21 protein-coding genes are annotated in these 17,545 nt (G+C 40.5%); 9 read left to right on the top strand and 12 right to left on the bottom strand.

Going from position 1 to position 17,545, the window contains the following annotated elements; genetic code table 11:
* Window position 1 precedes the first annotated feature (1 nt).
* The 3 genes from MHB66_RS03040 to MHB66_RS03030 form a co-directional block, all read right to left on the bottom strand.
* On the bottom strand, window positions 2–1,087 hold the full coding sequence (locus MHB66_RS03040; RefSeq protein WP_235362390.1) for a DUF58 domain-containing protein: 1,086 nt from the start codon (window positions 1,085–1,087) through the stop codon (window positions 2–4).
* Window positions 1,088–1,188: 101 nt separating this feature from the next.
* Entirely contained in the window at window positions 1,189–2,151 is a 963-nt protein-coding gene (locus tag MHB66_RS03035; protein ID WP_046314179.1) for a MoxR family ATPase, read from the bottom strand.
* A 102-nt stretch (window positions 2,152–2,253) separates the two neighbouring features.
* Window positions 2,254–3,153, bottom strand: a complete 900-nt coding sequence (locus tag MHB66_RS03030; protein ID WP_046314181.1) for a cation diffusion facilitator family transporter — start codon at window positions 3,151–3,153, stop codon at window positions 2,254–2,256.
* Between the two features lie 482 nt (window positions 3,154–3,635).
* Between MHB66_RS03030 and gabP the strand changes: the two genes are divergently transcribed.
* The 3 genes from gabP (at window position 3,636) to MHB66_RS03015 (ending at window position 7,300) form a co-directional block, all read left to right on the top strand.
* On the top strand, window positions 3,636–5,024 hold the full coding sequence (gene gabP, locus MHB66_RS03025; RefSeq protein ID WP_046314183.1) for a GABA permease: 1,389 nt from the start codon (window positions 3,636–3,638) through the stop codon (window positions 5,022–5,024).
* Between the two features lie 98 nt (window positions 5,025–5,122).
* Window positions 5,123–6,655 (top strand): multicopper oxidase domain-containing protein, encoded by a 1,533-nt coding sequence (locus MHB66_RS03020; protein WP_046314186.1) that lies wholly within the window; start codon window positions 5,123–5,125, stop codon window positions 6,653–6,655.
* A gap of 273 nt (window positions 6,656–6,928) precedes the next feature.
* Window positions 6,929–7,300: a carboxymuconolactone decarboxylase family protein gene (locus MHB66_RS03015; protein ID WP_034282883.1), complete on the top strand. Its 372-nt coding sequence runs from the start codon at window positions 6,929–6,931 to the stop codon at window positions 7,298–7,300.
* A gap of 214 nt (window positions 7,301–7,514) precedes the next feature.
* On the opposite strand, the gene MHB66_RS03010 is transcribed toward MHB66_RS03015, so the two are convergent.
* Window positions 7,515–8,564 (bottom strand): hypothetical protein, encoded by a 1,050-nt coding sequence (locus MHB66_RS03010; protein ID WP_046314188.1) that lies wholly within the window; start codon window positions 8,562–8,564, stop codon window positions 7,515–7,517.
* Window positions 8,565–8,637: 73 nt separating this feature from the next.
* Window positions 8,638–9,006, bottom strand: a complete 369-nt coding sequence (locus tag MHB66_RS03005) for an RlpA-like double-psi beta-barrel domain-containing protein (RefSeq protein ID WP_024424478.1) — start codon at window positions 9,004–9,006, stop codon at window positions 8,638–8,640.
* A 209-nt stretch (window positions 9,007–9,215) separates the two neighbouring features.
* On the opposite strand from MHB66_RS03005, the gene MHB66_RS03000 reads away from it, so the two are divergent.
* The 3 genes from MHB66_RS03000 to MHB66_RS02990 all read left to right on the top strand — a co-directional run bounded on the left by MHB66_RS03000 (window position 9,216) and on the right by MHB66_RS02990 (window position 10,971).
* A complete protein-coding gene (locus MHB66_RS03000) occupies window positions 9,216–9,890 on the top strand; it encodes a hypothetical protein (protein ID WP_024424477.1) in 675 nt (224 codons plus the stop codon).
* Window positions 9,891–10,014: 124 nt separating this feature from the next.
* Window positions 10,015–10,482 (top strand): hypothetical protein, encoded by a 468-nt coding sequence (locus MHB66_RS02995; RefSeq protein WP_046314190.1) that lies wholly within the window; start codon window positions 10,015–10,017, stop codon window positions 10,480–10,482.
* Window positions 10,483–10,620: 138 nt separating this feature from the next.
* The gene (locus MHB66_RS02990) at window positions 10,621–10,971 is read left to right on the top strand and encodes a DUF4064 domain-containing protein (RefSeq protein WP_025092751.1); all 351 of its coding nucleotides are present in this window, start codon (window positions 10,621–10,623) and stop codon (window positions 10,969–10,971) included.
* A gap of 30 nt (window positions 10,972–11,001) precedes the next feature.
* On the opposite strand, the gene MHB66_RS02985 is transcribed toward MHB66_RS02990, so the two are convergent.
* Window positions 11,002–11,436, bottom strand: a complete 435-nt coding sequence (locus tag MHB66_RS02985; protein ID WP_024426725.1) for a hypothetical protein — start codon at window positions 11,434–11,436, stop codon at window positions 11,002–11,004.
* 250 nt (window positions 11,437–11,686) lie between these two features.
* Here MHB66_RS02985 and MHB66_RS02980 point away from each other — a divergent pair, with 250 nt between their 5' ends.
* Window positions 11,687–12,223 carry a hypothetical protein gene (locus MHB66_RS02980; protein WP_046314192.1) on the top strand — a complete coding sequence of 179 codons (537 nt, stop codon included), beginning with the start codon at window positions 11,687–11,689 and terminating at the stop codon, window positions 12,221–12,223.
* Window positions 12,224–12,333: 110 nt separating this feature from the next.
* On the opposite strand, the gene MHB66_RS02975 is transcribed toward MHB66_RS02980, so the two are convergent.
* The 6 genes from MHB66_RS02975 to groES all read right to left on the bottom strand — a co-directional run bounded on the left by MHB66_RS02975 (window position 12,334) and on the right by groES (window position 16,335).
* Entirely contained in the window at window positions 12,334–12,972 is a 639-nt protein-coding gene (locus MHB66_RS02975; protein WP_046314195.1) for an FMN-binding negative transcriptional regulator, read from the bottom strand.
* Window positions 12,973–12,992: 20 nt separating this feature from the next.
* Window positions 12,993–13,511, bottom strand: a complete 519-nt coding sequence (locus MHB66_RS02970; RefSeq protein ID WP_046314197.1) for a GNAT family N-acetyltransferase — start codon at window positions 13,509–13,511, stop codon at window positions 12,993–12,995.
* A 20-nt stretch (window positions 13,512–13,531) separates the two neighbouring features.
* Window positions 13,532–13,984 carry a MarR family transcriptional regulator gene (locus MHB66_RS02965; RefSeq protein WP_041116013.1) on the bottom strand — a complete coding sequence of 151 codons (453 nt, stop codon included), beginning with the start codon at window positions 13,982–13,984 and terminating at the stop codon, window positions 13,532–13,534.
* Window positions 13,985–14,092: 108 nt separating this feature from the next.
* Entirely contained in the window at window positions 14,093–14,224 is a 132-nt protein-coding gene (locus MHB66_RS02960) for a hypothetical protein (RefSeq protein ID WP_255290936.1), read from the bottom strand.
* 138 nt (window positions 14,225–14,362) lie between these two features.
* Entirely contained in the window at window positions 14,363–15,997 is a 1,635-nt protein-coding gene (groL, locus tag MHB66_RS02955) for a chaperonin GroEL (protein ID WP_024424467.1), read from the bottom strand.
* Between the two features lie 53 nt (window positions 15,998–16,050).
* Entirely contained in the window at window positions 16,051–16,335 is a 285-nt protein-coding gene (groES, locus tag MHB66_RS02950; protein WP_024426730.1) for a co-chaperone GroES, read from the bottom strand.
* 229 nt (window positions 16,336–16,564) lie between these two features.
* Between groES and MHB66_RS02945 the strand changes: the two genes are divergently transcribed.
* Window positions 16,565–17,299 carry a CPBP family intramembrane glutamic endopeptidase gene (locus MHB66_RS02945; protein WP_024424466.1) on the top strand — a complete coding sequence of 245 codons (735 nt, stop codon included), beginning with the start codon at window positions 16,565–16,567 and terminating at the stop codon, window positions 17,297–17,299.
* A complete protein-coding gene (locus tag MHB66_RS02940; RefSeq protein WP_003213897.1) occupies window positions 17,296–17,490 on the top strand; it encodes a YdiK family protein in 195 nt (64 codons plus the stop codon). Before MHB66_RS02945 ends, MHB66_RS02940 begins: the two co-directional genes overlap by 4 nt.
* Window positions 17,491–17,545: the final 55 nt, after the last annotated feature.

Genomic DNA, 17,545 nt, shown 5'->3' with positions numbered 1-17,545 from the left:
GTCACCTCACAGTTCTTTCGTGCAGCCGGTCTTCAAATAAAAGGGTGATGCGTATTCCAGAGGCCTTGAGCCGGTCTACAAGCTGTTTTTCTTTTGTCGTCAAATGGTCAACGGCTTTCTTCACTAAAAGCACGGTGATGTTCTTTCTGTTTCGATTTCCAAAAAGACTTGCCGCAAGCTCCTCCTGCAGCTGACCCGTGACGACATATTTTCCTGAGTGCTGGTACTCACTCGCTGCTAACGGTTTATATTCTAGTGCGCGGGAAGACTGCTGCTGCACCCTTGTTAAATAATAAATCATGTCCTGTAAATGAAGTTCTCCTTGATCGACTCGAAAGGCAGCCTGATCTCCTAGAGGGACAAGACCTGACGGCACGCCTTTTTTCACAGCCATTTGAAGAACAGATGCTGTAATAGAGACGACTGTTTCAAAAACAGCTTGATCAGTAAAATCAGCAAACACGACAAGGTCCTTTGCTTGATTCTGTTCAAATTCCTTCGTCATCAGCTGGCCTCTTCTGGCCGTTGTCTTCCAGTCCACCCAAGCAAAACGGTCTCCTTGCTGATATTCCCGTACGCCTGTTGTTACATGGGCCGGTTCATTTAACCACGAGTGAACCGCTTTGCCTCCATTTTCACTCACTGATTCAGCAGGCTCCACCGGGATATCCAGCACTTTGGGGTAGACAAGCAGCTTTTTCTCTAACGGAATGATGATTTCTTTCTCAACAAACCCAAACATATCACCCGTTTTAATTCGAACTGCTGTCAAATGATGCTCTCCCCGTATGACATCATTCAATTGATAGGAAAATCGCCAAGTTTTCCGAAACCAAGGGAAAAGCATTTGCTTCATTTCAATCTGTTCCTTTAAGTGAAAGGTGTCTGGCGGAGCATCCTCTATCATGACGTAAACGTACGGAAATGGATGTGTCCGCTTGATTTCAAGGTCAACGGACAGCACATCTCCCGCCTTCAAGCGGGTTTGCTGTATTGTCCTCTTGGCTGTCGCGCGAAGCGGAACAAGTGCAAACAGCAATGCATACAAAGCATATGGTAAAAATGCATAAAAAAGGAACCAGCTCACAAACCCTCCCTGAAACATGGCATAACAAAAGGCTGCCGCAGTGAGAATGATGAGCATCATTACCCGTAACCATAATGAAACTGCTAAACGATGACGTGACTTCATTGAGTCATCGACTTTTGAACTGGCACGCCAATTTGCTCAAGCATTTGCCGCAGCAGTGTCTCCGCCTTCTTCCCTTCATATGTCGCTTCTGATGTCAAAATCATACGATGCGGTAATGTATAAGGCGCCAAATACTGTACATCATCAGGAATCACATAATCGCGCTGATTCAAAAGTGCATACGCCTGTGCCGCTTTCATCAAGGCGATCGATCCCCTTGGACTCACACCTAGATAAACAGATGGGTGTTTACGCGTCGCTTGAGCAATTTCAACAATATATTCTTTAATGGATGCATCCACATGAATGGTCTGAACAGCCTGCTGCAACGCATGGATATGATCCTTTGTCATGACAGCTTGGAGCGTATCAATCGGGGATTCTTTCTCCTGCAAGTTGAGCACCTCCAGCTCCTCGAGCATGGTCGGATATCCCATCTGCAGCTTGAATAAAAACCGGTCCATTTGCGCTTCTGGCAGCGGATACGTCCCTTCATATTCCACTGGGTTTTGCGTCGCCATGACGAAAAAAGGATCCGCAAGTAGCATCGTTTCTCCGTCCACTGTGACACTGCCTTCCTCCATCGCTTCAAGCAATGCTGATTGTGTTTTAGGAGAGGTCCGGTTGATCTCATCAGCCAAAATAATCTGCCCCATGATCGGCCCTTGCCTAAATTCAAATTCATTTGTCTTTTTATTGTAAATCGACACGCCTGTTACATCTGAAGGCAAAAGGTCAGGAGTGAATTGGATTCTCTTAAACTCACAGCCAATGGATTTTGCCAAAGCACGAACCATCATCGTCTTCCCTACACCTGGCACATCCTCTAGCAGCACATGCCCCTTCGCCAAAATCGCAACAAGGCTTAATATCGCAATATCTTTTTTCCCAACCATGACTTTATTGATGTTATCTACGATTTTTTGTAAATCTGAATGCATCGGTTCATCAAATGCCATCCTGATCCTCCTATCACGTTTCTGTCAAATTTCATATAGTCTAACTTTACCATACAACGCGCATTTGCATATAACATCAGCACATATAAAAAAGAAGCCTTCTCACGATGGAAAAGACTTCTTCTCTTTTTTCGGCTCACTTGCTGGCTCCATATGAACATGAGAGTGTAAAATATCATGCTCCTGCTTCATTCTGCGTTCAATTTCATCTGCAATATCATGGCTTTCTGCTATGTTCAAGTTAGGCTCGACCTCAACCACTACATCCACATGGACTGTACTTCCAAGATAACGCGCTTTTATATCCTTTAAATCGCCCACTCCTGGTGTTGCTTCAATGGTCTCTTTATATTTAGACATATCTTTTATATGAAAACCGTCTGTTAACGAATGAGAGGCATCTCTGAAAATCTCCCACGCAGTTTTACAAATAATTAAGCCAATGACAAACGCTGCAAGCGTATCAATCCATGCCAGCTGAAATTGAGAAGCCATAATTCCTACAAATGTGCCAATACTTACATACGCATCTGATTTATTATCAGCAGCTGCCGCATGAAGAGCCTGGCTATTGATCCGTTTGGACAGATTGCGATTATAGATATACACACCGTACATCACAACAGCACTTCCTGCTGCTGTCCAAGCCGCGATCATATCCGGCGTTTGATGCTCAGATGAGAAGAGCGACTTGCCTGCACTCAGCAAAACCTGAAGCCCAACAAGCATCATGATAAAGGAAGCCACAAGAGACGCAATATTTTCCGCTCTAAAATGACCATACGGATGATCTTCATCAGGCGGCTTTTGAGAAATACGCAGCCCGATCAACACAGCAAGGGATGCAATAATATCCGTCGTGTTATTCAATCCATCTGCTGAAAGAGCCTCTGAATGAAACACATACCCAATAATGAGTTTGACCGCAGATAAGATCACATAGGCAATGATGCTGACCCAAGCACCTGTTTCACCTTGTCTTAATTCGTTATAGCGCTCCATGCTGAACCGCGCCTCCTCACACATCACTTTTCTATTATTTATCTTACAAAGCAAAGCCCGTGTGGGTCTACAGCAACATGATTCGCTTATGTCAGCAAAATAGGATACATAGAAATGTGTTGACCTAAGTAAACTTATTTTTACAAGATCAAATGACCTCAAGACCTACTCTTATCAACCTTTTTCCATTTCTCTTCGAAATGGACATATCGTCAAATCACTCTTCTTGGATAAATTATCAGAATAATTTTATTTTAGGACACAACTTTCCTCCTTCCTTTTTTATGCTATTTTAAAAATAAACAGAGGGAAAAGAGGGAACATAATCTCTCAAATCCTTTCTACTTTTTAACATCATGTTAAGAGGTTTGAAATGTCAGTTTGATAACCTGTCCAATGCTGAATGACAATTCAGTATGATAAAATTTAAAATATTCTAAAAACAAATTCTCTATTCATGAGAAATGTTTGGAGGTAAAGAAATGTCCAACATGACAAACGGTCTTCAAAAAAACCTTAAAACAAGACATATTTCGATGATCTCCATTGCTGGGGTCATTGGGGCAGGGCTATTTGTTGGTAGCGGCGCTGTCATTCATTCTGCAGGGCCTGGATCCATTCTTTCCTATTCTTTTGCCGGACTTCTGGTGATCTTTATTATGAGAATGCTTGGAGAAATGGCATGTGCCTATCCGACAAGCGGTTCTTTCTCACAATATGCGAGCGATGCCATCGGTCCATGGGCCGGGTTTACAATCGGCTGGCTATACTGGTTCTTCTGGGTGATCGTCATCGCCATCGAAGCCATTGCCGGTGCTGCCATTATTCAATATTGGTATGGAGATGCACCTGTTTGGCTCACAAGTCTTATCCTCACAATCCTCTTAACATTAACAAATATCTTTTCTGTTAAATCTTTTGGCGAATTTGAGTATTGGTTTTCATTAATTAAAGTCGTCAGCATCATTCTCTTTCTACTCATTGGTTTTGCATTTATCTTTGGTTTTGGCGGTCATCATACTTCAGGTCTTGCCAATCTAACAGGGAACGGCGGTTTTCTTCCAAATGGATTCAGCTCTGTGTTACTCGGAATTGTCGTCGTCATCTTTTCCTTCATGGGAACGGAAATTGTGGCCATAGCGGCCGGTGAATCAGCAGACCCAGTCAAATCTGTGACGACAGCCACCCGCTCTGTTGTATGGCGTATTATCGTATTCTATGTCGGATCAATTGCTGTCGTTGTCACCTTGCTTCCTTGGAATTCCGCAAGTATTTTAACAAGCCCGTTCGTTGCGGTATTAGAATACATTGGTGTTCCATCAGCCGCTCAAGTCATGAACGTCATTGTCTTAACAGCTGTTTTATCTTGTTTAAACTCCGGTTTGTACACAACGTCCAGAATGCTTTATTCATTAGCAGAAAGAGGCGAAGCGCCGAAACGCTTTATGAGAATCAGCAAACGTGGTGTTCCTGTAGCGGCTACAGTCGCAGGTACCTTCTTTTCCTACATTGCTGTCATGATGAACTACTTTTATCCTGAAACCATCTTTTTGTTCTTAGTCAACGCATCTGGTGCCATTGCCCTTCTTGTTTACTTGGTCATTGCCGTTTCACAATTAAGAATGCGACGCAAAATCGAAAAAGAAAATCCAGAACAGCTCAAAATCAAAATGTGGCTGTTCCCATACCTCACGTACTTTACCATTTTGGTCATTTGCGCCATCTTGGCATCGATGCTGTTTATCGAATCCATGCGGCCGCAGCTCATTTTGACGAGTATCATTACCTTTGGTGTACTAGCTGCTTATTTCATCTTTAAACCGAATAAAAAAGTGCCTGCAAATGCGGCGCTTGAAAATAAACACCCGTAATTTCTCCCGCTGAAAAGCGGGTTTTATTATTTTATTCACCTATTTGGATGTCCGCTCTTATACTGTATCAAATTGAATTTAAGTGAGGATTAGTCAACATGAACCTAGAAAAATTTGTTGACGAGCTTCCAATTCCAGAAGTCGCGAAGCCCGTCAAAAAGAACCCAAGACAAACGTATTATGAAATTGCTATGGAGGAGGTATTCTTAAAAGTTCATAGAGACCTGCCGCCCACCAAGCTATGGACCTATAATGGCAGTTTGCCTGGTCCAACCATTAAAGCCAATAGAAATGAAAAGATCAAAGTGAAATGGATGAACAAATTGCCATTGAAACATTTTCTGCCTGTCGATCACACCATCCACTCCGGTCATCACGATGAACCAGAGGTGAAAACAGTCGTTCATCTGCATGGCGGCGTCACACCAGCAAGCAGTGACGGCTACCCAGAGGCCTGGTTTTCACGGGACTTTGAAGCAACCGGTCCTTTTTTTGAAAGAGAGACTTACGTCTATCCCAATCATCAGCAAGCCTGCACATTGTGGTATCACGATCATGCAATGGCACTGACACGACTAAATGTGTACGCCGGTTTAGCTGGGTTTTATTTGATCTCAGATGCATTTGAAAAGTCTTTAGAGCTTCCGAAAGATGACTATGACATTCCTTTGATGATTATGGACCGTACGTTTCAGGAAGATGGCTCACTGTTTTATCCTAGCAGACCAAACGACACGCCAGAGGACAGTGACATTCCAGACCCATCCATCGTGCCCTTTTTTTGTGGAGAAACGATCTTAGTCAATGGAAAAGTATGGCCATATTTAGAAGTAGAGCCGCGAAAATACCGTTTTCGTATTTTAAATGCGTCCAATACTAGAACTTACGAGCTGCATCTAGATAACGACGCCACAATCCTGCAAATTGGTTCCGATGGGGGCTTTTTGCCAAGACCCGTTCGCCATCAATCCTTTAGCATCGCACCTGCTGAACGTTTCGATGTCATCATCGACTTTTCAGCTTACGAAAACAAAACGATCACTCTCAAAAATACAGCCGGCTGCGGACAGGATGTGAATCCTGAAACAGATGCGAACATTATGCAATTCAAAGTCACACGCCCGCTAAAAGGGAGAGTACCTAAAACCTTACGTCCAATTTTCAAACCGCTGCCAGCGCTTCGGCCAAGTCGAGCTGATAGAGAGCGTACACTCACACTTACCGGCACACAGGATAAATACGGCCGCCCTATCCTATTGCTCGATAACCAATTTTGGAATGACCCTGTCACAGAAAATCCTCGTCTTGGCAGTCTAGAGGTTTGGTCTATCGTCAATCCAACCAGAGGGACACACCCTATTCATTTGCATCTTGTTCAATTTAGGGTTTTAGACAGAAGGCCATTTGATACAGAAGTCTATCAATCGACAGGAGAAATCGTGTATACAGGACCAAACGAAGCGCCTCCTTTACATGAACAAGGCTACAAGGACACCATTCAGGCGCATGCAGGTGAAGTCATTCGGATCGTTGCTCGATTTGTTCCATACAGCGGCCGATATGTGTGGCATTGTCATATTTTAGAACATGAAGATTATGACATGATGAGACCGATGGATATCATTCAGTAAAAATGAAACCACTCTTCCACTAAATGCGTAGAACTTATGAAACTGCTGATTACAAAGGGGCTAACGGACATCCATTCATTAGCCCTTTTATGATCCCTTTCAAAATGGAAAAATAAATCGCATGAATCATTCCTTTGAAGAGCGTTCCATACTTAAAAAGTTGACGCAGCAAACCGATAATACTACTATATACCCATTACATCTATCAAAAGGCACATAAGCCATAATGAACGAACAAATGGAAAATTGCGATAAAAAACGGAGGAGTTCAATTTGAATGAAGAAAAAGAGACTTGCCAGGTCAAACAAGAAACAGCGGCAGGTAACAGAGAGAAGCTTTCAATCCATGAGAACGAGAGCATTCGCTCAAACATTGAACAACTAACCATTGAACTCAGTGAACAAAAAGAATTCAATCACTTCATATTAGATGAAAAACAAAAGGCCATCAGCACATTATCTTCCCTCATCACAAAAGGCGATTGTGAAGAAGACTTAAAGACTCATTTTGAACAAGCATTACATATTGGACTTTCTGTCATAGAGATTATGGAGATTATTAAACACTGTACAAAGGTTGCTGGATTCCCTCACTCCATTAATGCCCTGTTTATCTTTCAGAACTTATTAGATGAAAACAAATAAAACAGAGAAAACGAGATGTCATCAGTCCTCTCGTTTTTTTATGTTCACTCATACTACTCTTTTTCTTTTCTTCTGTCACATAAGTAAAATATGAAAATAGCCCTCGTATCCCTGCTTAAAAACTGATTTTCCTTCTATAAATCCACCATTTCTCCAGCATTTCAAGTGACAAAATAAAAAAACGTCCAGTTATATAAATAACTGAACGTTTCATTTATCGATTGACAGTGAAATTGTTAACGATTCCGCCATCCTTCTCCCAAGCGGCTTCCACTGTTTTCTTCTTCATATTGTATTCAAAAATCGTTCTTACCTTCGCCTTTCGTCCGGTGTCATCCTTTAATTCTTTTGCGTTTTTTGCAACACCTAAGAAATAAACAGACGACCCGTCCGTAGAAAATTGCGGCTGTGCAGCACTTAAAATATGAACATCCTGGCTGTTTTTAACGAGTGTCGTCGTTTTTCCTGTTTCTACATCAAGCATCTTAATCGAGGATATTTCTTTTTCTTTACGAACCTTTACTTCTGTATAAATCAATTTCTTATGATCTGGAGAAAATGAAATATCATTGATCGTTTGTGAGATACGTGCAATGCGTTTCTCCTTCTCACCTGTTTGAAGGGTGATCTTCATGGTCGTTGGTTCAGGATCTCTTCCCTTTTCATTCGCTTCATCGGTTTTTTGATAATCTTCTTTTAAAGAATAATGCTGGATCGCCAAATCATTTGAAGTCGGATCATATGCAAAAGAACTCACCGTATCATCCTTGCTTTTTTCTGGATACAGCTCCCTCATTTTGTGTGTGTTCAAATCAAAAGACGCGACAAAAAATTGCTCTCCAGAATCCTTGTTATACCTTAGAAATAACTTCTTTCCGTCACCAGACAGCCTCATACTGTCGATGGAATCATCACTCGTAAACAGTGTTTTTTCTTCTTCAGATTTCACATTTAATTCCCGAATACTCACCTTTTGCGTGTCTTCATCCGTATACGTGTAATATAAAACTTGTTTCGTAGAATCATAAGCAATCGAAGGATATGCTGTCAGTTTCTCCGTATGAAGCGCCCGATCATGCAAGTAATAAGTATTGTTTAACTTTTGATCTGTAAATGAAACGAGCAATTCGTCTTTTGCATCTTGATTTGTTTTGACTTTCCCTGCATGTTTCGCCTCTTGCCCCGGCTTCATCATGAAGAAAAGAACTGCCGCAATCACTGCGACGCCAATAACTGTGATGATCCACCATGTTGATTTTTTCATTGCCTTTCAGACCCTCTCTACAAGAAAAGAAGCCAGAAAATGAACTTTTCCCGCTTCTTTGCATGCCTATGTATTAATAAGTGTAATGCCCTTTTACGACACCTTTACTTGTTTTATACCCAAGTGCTTTGAATGCTTTTGGACTTACGTCTAATACAGCATTTGGCATTCTGCCTACATCATATTTATATACTGTAATCACTTTATGTGGTTTCGCTTTTGTTGTCACTCTTAGTTTTGTACCTTTTTTCGGTACGTCAAAGCCCATTTTAGTTGCTGCATCCCAATGACCGAGTTTTTTTCCATCTGCGCCTTTTTTGCCGACACCATTGTACCAAGTAATATTGCCGCTTACTTTTTTTGCACTTGCTCCATGTGAGAAACTGAATGCTAAAAATAAACTAGCTACTGTTACGATTGTCGTGATAAGCTTTTTATTCATTAAGAAATCCTCCGTTTTTGGTTTCTGCACTCATTATACATGAAGATGAACCCAGTTATTTTACAGACACATTACAATTCAAATACAAGTTGACCACTTTATGACCGATAAAGTTCATAAATACTACCATAAACAGCCAGAACATTGTAAGCAGCCCCCCTCCTTCATTTTATATAATGAAAGTGAATCAAATTTAAGGAGGAATTTTCATGAAAAAGTGTTTCACCGTTTTGATTGTAAGTTTGGCCTTCGTTTTGATGTTTTCAAGTCTTCCTGCCTCAGCGGCTAGTCCTCGTCACGGCGCCATTGTGACGCAAACAGATGAAGCCAAATGGTCAGGTATCTCTGCTGATATTGTCCTGCCGAAAACAGCCACCATTAAAAATGGCTATGCGGACTGGTATCTCGGTCTCGGCTCTGCTGTTGTAGAGAGCGGTATTTCAAAAACGTCTTCTGGCTATAAGGTTTTTCTAGGCAGCGGCTCACAAGGCGGCAGTAAATACTGGAACAGCGAATACGATACAAGTATTAAAGATGGCGCACGGGTCAACTTAAAGCTCATCAACAATGGTGATGGCACGGTGTCACTATATGTCAATGGGAAATTGCGCTATAAGCAGCCTGTTTACAACCCTAGCCGTCTGAAAAACCTTGATGTTGTCAAAATGGTACATGGCGTACAGGATAATGGAACAAATAGCTATTCACAAGCAAGCTTTTCGAATGTACAGCTTCGTGCAAATACATCAGGAAGTGTCTATAAAAATTGGGACGGGTCAATCAAATCGTCACTTTTACGTAAAAATTTAGAATCCGGTGCCGCAGCTCCTAAATTCACCGTCATTTCTTCTATCCCATTAAGTACAAGCCTTTCAGCACAATAAGAAAAAAGCACCCCCCATTGGGTGCTTTTTATTGTTCACAGCTTATCAACACTTCTCTTTTAATCAAAACAAAGATTCGTGGTAACATAAACATACAACATTCGACGAAAAAAGGAGAACGAACGTGAAAAAAAGTCTACTTGTTTTCATGAGTCTGGTTGCAAGTCTCTCCATTCTAGCAGCATGCTCAAATACGACAAAAGAACAAAAACCAGAATCTAAGGCACTTCCAACGATTAATGAACGCATTCAAAAGGAAACGAAAGAAGTGATGGAGCAGTCTAAGCTCATCAAAGACACTGACATCACCGTTGATCAAAAGAAAAAAATCATTTCTTTAAACGTAATGGCTTCCTCTGATACCAATAGTGATTACGCTGAAGTCATCGGTTTAAACTTTGCAAAAACGCTGGCCATTGGAGCATCAACTGAAAAAGAAAACAATCTGCATAAACCTGAAAATGACAGCCTCGGCGCCCTCTATTCCTTTTATGACCTAAACATCACCGTGAAACAAGAAAACGGCAAGGTGCTGGCAAAGGGAACGAAAAAAACAAATGAAACAAAAATCACTTGGGAGAGAGCCCAATAATTGGACAAGAAAATCCTTTATGGATTTTCTTGTTTTTTTTAACAAAACTATTAACTTTATGAAAAGAATGCCGATTAGTAAGATTGTGTTGGTTCTTAAGTACCAATAATTCTTATTTACATATCGGAGGAAAGTATCATGAAAAGAACAACTGAATTTGTTTTAGGTTTAATTGGAGGTATTTTTGGATTTTTCGGCGCAATGTTCGCTCTTGCTTTCGGAGGAATCGATGCAGCATTTAGCGATTCAGGCACGAGTGAAATTACAGGATTAGGCTGGGCAGCAATGCTTTTCTCTATTCTTGCCATTGTCTCATCTGTCATTGTAAAGAAAAAAGCAAAGCTTGGTGGAATTTTATTATTAGTATCTGCTGTAGGCGGCATTATTTCTATTTCTATGTTCTTCATCCTTCCAGCTGTATTAATCATCATTGCAGGCTGCATGGGCGTGTTTAGAAAAGAGCCTGTCGTCAATAACACAACTGCATAAAAATAGAGAATAAAGCTTGTAGAGATTGCTCTACAAGCCTTTTCTCTCTACTCTTTGTAATTCATATTGAATGGCATCAACTAACTCTATTATGTTTTCATCTGTCCAAAGATCCAACATAAATAATATATCATTCACCATGTGTGACAAATCTTCTTGGCTCATCAATTCTTCTTTGTAAGCAGGGACAACAAAGAAATAGAGTAGATCAGCCAATTCAAGAACGACACGTACATCTTTTTCATCCATGATGGCTTTATGCAAAGAATGAATCAGCCATTTGAGGTCTTCATGAATTTCAATAGGAACATACATCAATTGGTGTATTTCATCGGTATCCCTCTCACTTAGAATCCTCTCAGCAGATTCCTTTGAAAGAGCCCCAACTGTATTTGAAGATATATTCAGAAACAAGAATTCATGTTGATCCTCTCTATTAACCGTCTTGATTGACGAACCTTCCATCTCAATCACTCCCAATCCCTTATAATAATTCTATTATAAGGAAATTCAAGTTCGTTTTAAGTCACAAGAAGTGGATTTTATGTAATTTTAAGCTAACTGGTTTATAAAAAACTCTCCAAAACAATTATTTTCTATTTTTATCATTTTTTGTTGATTTACAAGTACTTTTATCCTATTATAATAGTCATGATCAATATATAAGCATAAGCACAAGACGCTTATATAAATTAAACAAAAGGGGATTTTCATTTTGAAGAAATTCTATGCTTTATTTTTAGCTTTAGGGCTAACATTTACACTGGCTGCTTGCGGCTCAACAGAAGATGTGTCTACAGGTGCATCTAAAGAAAAAGAGTCTACAAGCACAAAAACACAATCAAAAAACAAAAAAGACGATGGTTCAAAGAAAATAAATGCGAGCAAACACAAAACAACTGCTCAAGGAATGAAAGTAAACCTTGGCGAGATTAAAATTATGAAGGATAGAATCAATGTTGGGATGAATATCGAAAATACGACAGATAAAGTTCTAAACTTCTATCCAGATCAAGGTAAAGTTGTAGCTGGAAGCATGCAATTAGATGCCAATATGTTTATGACTGATGGTGATATTGGTGGCGAAGTTGAAGGTGGCGTTAAACAAGATGGTGTTATTCAATTCTTAGCTCCTGAGGGCAAAGAGATCAACATTAAAAATATCAAAGAATTAAAGCTGAAATTTGGAAATGTCACAACTGACGATTACATGAATAGTAAAGATGTAATCTTCACAGTTAAAGTAAAATAATTTGTTTCATTAAAGCCCTTGAATGATGAGGGCTTTTTTATTTATCATCACAAAAAAACACTTTCCTAGAAGAAAGTGTTTAAGTAACGTTCTCATTCATTTTTAGCGCTTCATAAGAATAACTGATCTTTCGAGAAGCCTCTTACACGGAACTCTCTTTTCATCGCCTCAGCCATTTCCACTTCACCCTCTGCCTCCAGCTTTTCAATGATGCGGATATAATCCCTTTCGTGGCGATTTTGGCTTAATTTGAAAGCTGCCTGAACTTCATCAATGATGATTTTAAAACCTACAATGCCTTTCATTTGCTTCTCTAACAGTTCCTCAGACAACGTATCCCATAACACTGGATGTTCTCTGTGAGTTTCGTATGTCTCCAGCATTGTGGTTAATTCCTTAACCAGTTCCGATTTTTCAAGCAGTTCCGCCTTTCCATAAACATGAACAGCCTGGTAATTCCATGTTGGTACTGCTTCTTTTTCATACCATGAAGAGGATATGTAGGCATGCGGCCCTTGAAAGATGACGAGCGTCTTCTCGCTCTCTTCAAACGTTTTCCACTGAGGATTCCCAATCGCCATATGCCCTGAGATCACATACGAATCGTCAACTTGATGAAAACTCAACGGAATATGTGTCGCAATGGGCTTTCCATTCGATGTCGTCACAACTGTTGCAAATGAATGAGATTGAATAAATGATTTGATTTTCTCCATATCTTTCACTTGAAAAAATGATGGAACATGCATGTACCCTTCCCCCTTTTTGATCACCTCAATGTTTTGGTCATAATGAAATCCATTTGCTCTTCGTCCCCCATGAGAAAGGCGTGCACCCCTGTTTGAACAAACCCATGCTTTTGATAGAAAGCGATGGCCGCTCTATTGTGCTCCCACACCCCAAGCCAAACATCCCGTTTATGATGATTTTTCGCAATTTCAATGGCTTGATCGATTAAATATTTGCCTAATCCTTGCTTTTGAAAGGACTGCTTGATATAAATTCTTTCAATCTCTAACGCGTCACTCCCCATCTCTTCTGATTGGGCATCATTCATATTGATCTTCAAATAACCAGCTACTTCCCCATTCACTTGAACAAAATAAAACTGTGAAGAAGGGTGCTGTAATTCCTTTAACAGCTGGTTTAGGTGAAAAGCTGTCTTCACGTAAGCTTCGATATGTTCCACTTTGTTTTGATCCAGAAAGGTTTCTTTAAACGTATTGATCCCTATTTTCTGTAGCTCCTTTACATGTTGTACATTGCACCGAATGAAATTGACGGTCATAAAGTCGCCCTCCTTATTAATTAGTAGCTTCTCTTTATCCCTTTTTTCACATCTTCCCAGTCTTTTTCTATATTCTTTCGCACCCTTAGAAGATACTCATAAATCTGTTCCGCTTCTTCCTCAGAAAACCCACTGAGCGCCACTTGATTCGAATAATCATGTTCTCGTTTGATCATTGGGTAGACCGTTTCCCCTTTTTCAGTTGGAAACAGCTTTTTGATTTTTTTATTCACACGATCCTCTTTTTTCTCAATAAACCCATGCAGTTCTAGCTTTTTGATAGCCCGAGCCGCCGTAGTTCGATCCACCTTAATCATTTCCGCCAGCTTTTCCTGAATGATACCAGGCTCCTCACAAATACGCACAAGATACAAATACTGCCCCTTCGTTAAATCGTATTCTTTAAATTCAATATTACTTATGGAATCAAGCGCACGAGCAATCACGCCGATCTCCCGCAAAATCTCTTTCATGTACCTCGACTCCTTTTGTTGCATTTACAACAAACAACTAAAATTAGTATAACCAATTAATGTTGTATTTGCAATAAAAAACCCACCCTCCAATTGGAAGTGGGTTTTTTATTTATCACGCTTCTTTGATCCAAACACTCCAAACACAACGGCCAGTGCAACAATAATCGCTACCCATGTAGTGAAGCCCATATGATCACCGCTTTTCTTTTTAAAATACCGTATCGGGTAAAAACCCATGAAATCACTTGCTCTTATTTTAACGGTTGAAAAGCAGTAAAGGTTTCAATTCAGCAGCCCTGATACTTTTTATTGCATGTGATCAAATTCATGAAGACATAACAAAAACCCCTATATTTCAAGGGGTTTTCGAGGGTGTTACATCATTCCGCCCATTCCACCCATGCCGCCCATATCCGGCATTCCGCCGCCTGAGCCGCCTTCTTCTGGTTTGTCAGCAACGACTGCTTCAGTTGTTAGAAGCATTGCTGCTACAGAAGCTGCGTTTTGAAGTGCAGAGCGAGTTACTTTTGTTGGGTCAACGATTCCTTTTTCGATCATGTTTACCCATTCGTTTGTTGCTGCGTTGAAGCCTACGCCAATTTCTTCGTTTTTCAAGCGCTCAACGATAACGGACCCTTCAAGACCTGCGTTGTGAGCGATTTGACGAATTGGCTCTTCAAGAGAACGTAGAACGATGTTCACACCTGTTTGAACGTCACCATCAGCTTCGATTGAAGCGACTTTGTTGTATACATTCACAAGTGCTGTACCACCACCGGATACGATACCTTCTTCAACTGCTGCGCGAGTTGAGTTCAGTGCATCCTCGATGCGTAGTTTACGCTCTTTTAGTTCTGTTTCAGTTGCAGCACCAACTTTGATGACAGCGACGCCGCCAGCTAGTTTTGCAAGACGTTCTTGTAATTTTTCTTTATCGAATTCAGAAGTTGTTTCTTCTACTTGAGCACGGATTTGGTTCACACGTGCTGCAATTTGAGCAGAATCTCCTGAGCCCTCTACGATTGTTGTGTTTTCTTTTGTCACAACAACTTTAGACGCGCGGCCAAGCTGACCGATTTCAGTTGATTTCAGGTCAAGTCCTAGGTCTTCTGTGATTAATTCTCCGCCAGTTAGAACAGAGATGTCTTCAAGCATTGCTTTACGACGATCACCGAATCCAGGTGCTTTTACTGCCACTGCGTTGAATGTACCACGAAGTTTGTTCACAACAAGAGTTGCAAGTGCTTCGCCTTCTACATCTTCAGCAATGAGCAATAATGGTTTTCCTTGTTGTACAACTTGCTCAAGTACAGGAAGGATTTCTTGAATGTTTGTGATCTTTTTATCCGTAATTAAGATGTAAGGATTTTCAAGAACCGCTTCCATCTTATCAGAATCCGTCACCATGTATGGTGAAGCATATCCGCGGTCAAATTGCATACCTTCAACCACTTCAAGCTCAGTTGTGAATCCTTTAGATTCTTCAATTGTGATAACTCCGTCGTTACCTACACGTTCCATAGCTTCTGCGATTAGGCTGCCGACTTCTTCATCTGCTGCAGAAATAGCCGCAACTTGAGCAATTGATTCTTTGCCTTCGATTGGTTTAGAAATCTCGTGCAAGCCTTCAAGTGCTACTTTCACTGCTTCTTCGATCCCTTTACGCACGCCAACAGGGTTTGCACCAGCTGTTACGTTTTTCAGACCTTCACGGATCATCGCTTGAGCTAGAACTGTTGCAGTCGTAGTACCGTCACCAGCTACGTCGTTTGTTTTGCTTGCAACTTCAGCCACAAGTTTTGCACCCATGTTTTCAAATGCATCTTCTAATTCGATTTCTTTTGCAATCGTTACACCATCATTTGTGATAAGTGGAGAACCGAATTTTTTCTCAAGAACCACGTTACGTCCTTTAGGTCCTAAAGTTACTTTTACAGCATCTGCAAGTGCATCTACACCGCGTAACATCGCGCGACGTGCTTCTTCACTGAACTTAATATCTTTTGCCATAATAACGAAACCTCCTCAGTCTTTTTAAAAATTTATCTCAATTTTTTATGTGATTAGCCAATAACAGCTAAAATGTCGCTCTCACGAAGGATTAAATATTCTTTGCCTTCATATTTCACTTCAGTGCCTGCATATTTTGAGAAGATAATGCGGTCGCCTGTGCTTACTTCTAACGCAACGCGCTCACCACTTTCAAGTACACGCCCTGAACCTGCTGCAACAATTTTACCTTCTTGCGGTTTTTCTTTTGCAGAATCCGGTAAAACAATACCGCTAGCGGTTTTTTCCTCAGATTCAACGAGTTCAATGATTACGCGATCGCCTAATGGCTTTAACATAAGAAACAACCTCCTCAATTTTTATATGTAGTCTTTTTTAGCACTCATCACCAGAGAGTGCTAACACATTTATTATAATAAAGAATGTCTTCTGCAATTTCAAGTAAAAACCTTTAAAAATTTTTACGCTTTCACGATCTTTTTTGATCTCAGATTCTTTCCTTTTCATCGAAAAAGGAGACTTGTGTTACAATAAATCTAGTTCTTTTAGTAAAGGGGTTTTCGTTACTTGAAAAAACAATATTGGTACATCATCTTAACGTATATATTGGTGCAGGTTTCTGCGTTTCCTTATGTGCTCATTATGAAGTGGCTGGGATTCATTCAATCACCGATGACTCAAACAGAGCTTTCAAAATTATCAGGAACGTGGACAATCATCAGTTTTTGTATCGGATTAATCATTATTCTGCTCATCCTTCGAACCGTCCCAAAAGCTTCACTGCGAAATGAAGCGCCAGTTTCAATCGGTTCTGCTATCGCATGGATCATTGGCGGTTTCTTTCTTTCCCTCTTTGCACAATCAATTGCGGGGGCGATTGAACAATATGCATTCGGCATTGGCCGTGAGTCAGAAAATACGCAAACCATTTTATCCATTATGGATGCCGTTCCTTGGCTTGTCATTGTCATCGCCCTGATTGGTCCAATCTTAGAGGAAATCATTTTCCGTAAAATCATCTTTGGTGTGATTTATGAAAAAACGAATTTCTTCATTGGAGCACTTGCCAGTTCAGTGGTTTTCGCTGCTGTACACTATGATTTTCCCCATATCTTGCTCTATACCGCAATGGGCTTTACCTTTGCCTTTTTATATGCGAAAACAAAACGAATCATTGTTCCAATCGGCGCTCACATGCTGATGAATTCACTTGTCGTTCTTGTGCAGATTGAGCCAGTGAAAAAAATGATTGAAGAACAATCTCAAACCATGCAAATGATTATTGGAGGCTTTTTCTCATGAGAAACCCAGTCGTATGGGGCATCATTTATTTTGCCGTAGGTGTGGCTTTCACCTATATGGCCATTCAAAACCCAGGTGACATGTGGTCATTTTACAGTATTTTGCTGATGGTGTTTGCGGCCTATAATATCAATATCGCGCTTAAAATGTTTGCCTTCTCTGTCAAACTCAAAAAACAGCAGCAAAAATAAATTAAAAACCATTTTCCACTGTTGGAAAATGGTTTTTTTATGGAGGATGTATCTT

This window comes from Bacillus sp. FSL L8-0167 (genome assembly GCF_038630295.1).
GTDB classification, from domain to species: domain Bacteria; phylum Bacillota; class Bacilli; order Bacillales; family Bacillaceae; genus Bacillus; species Bacillus safensis.
The sequence above is the reverse complement of the archived record's forward strand: the minus strand, read 5'-3'. Positions and strand labels throughout refer to the sequence as shown.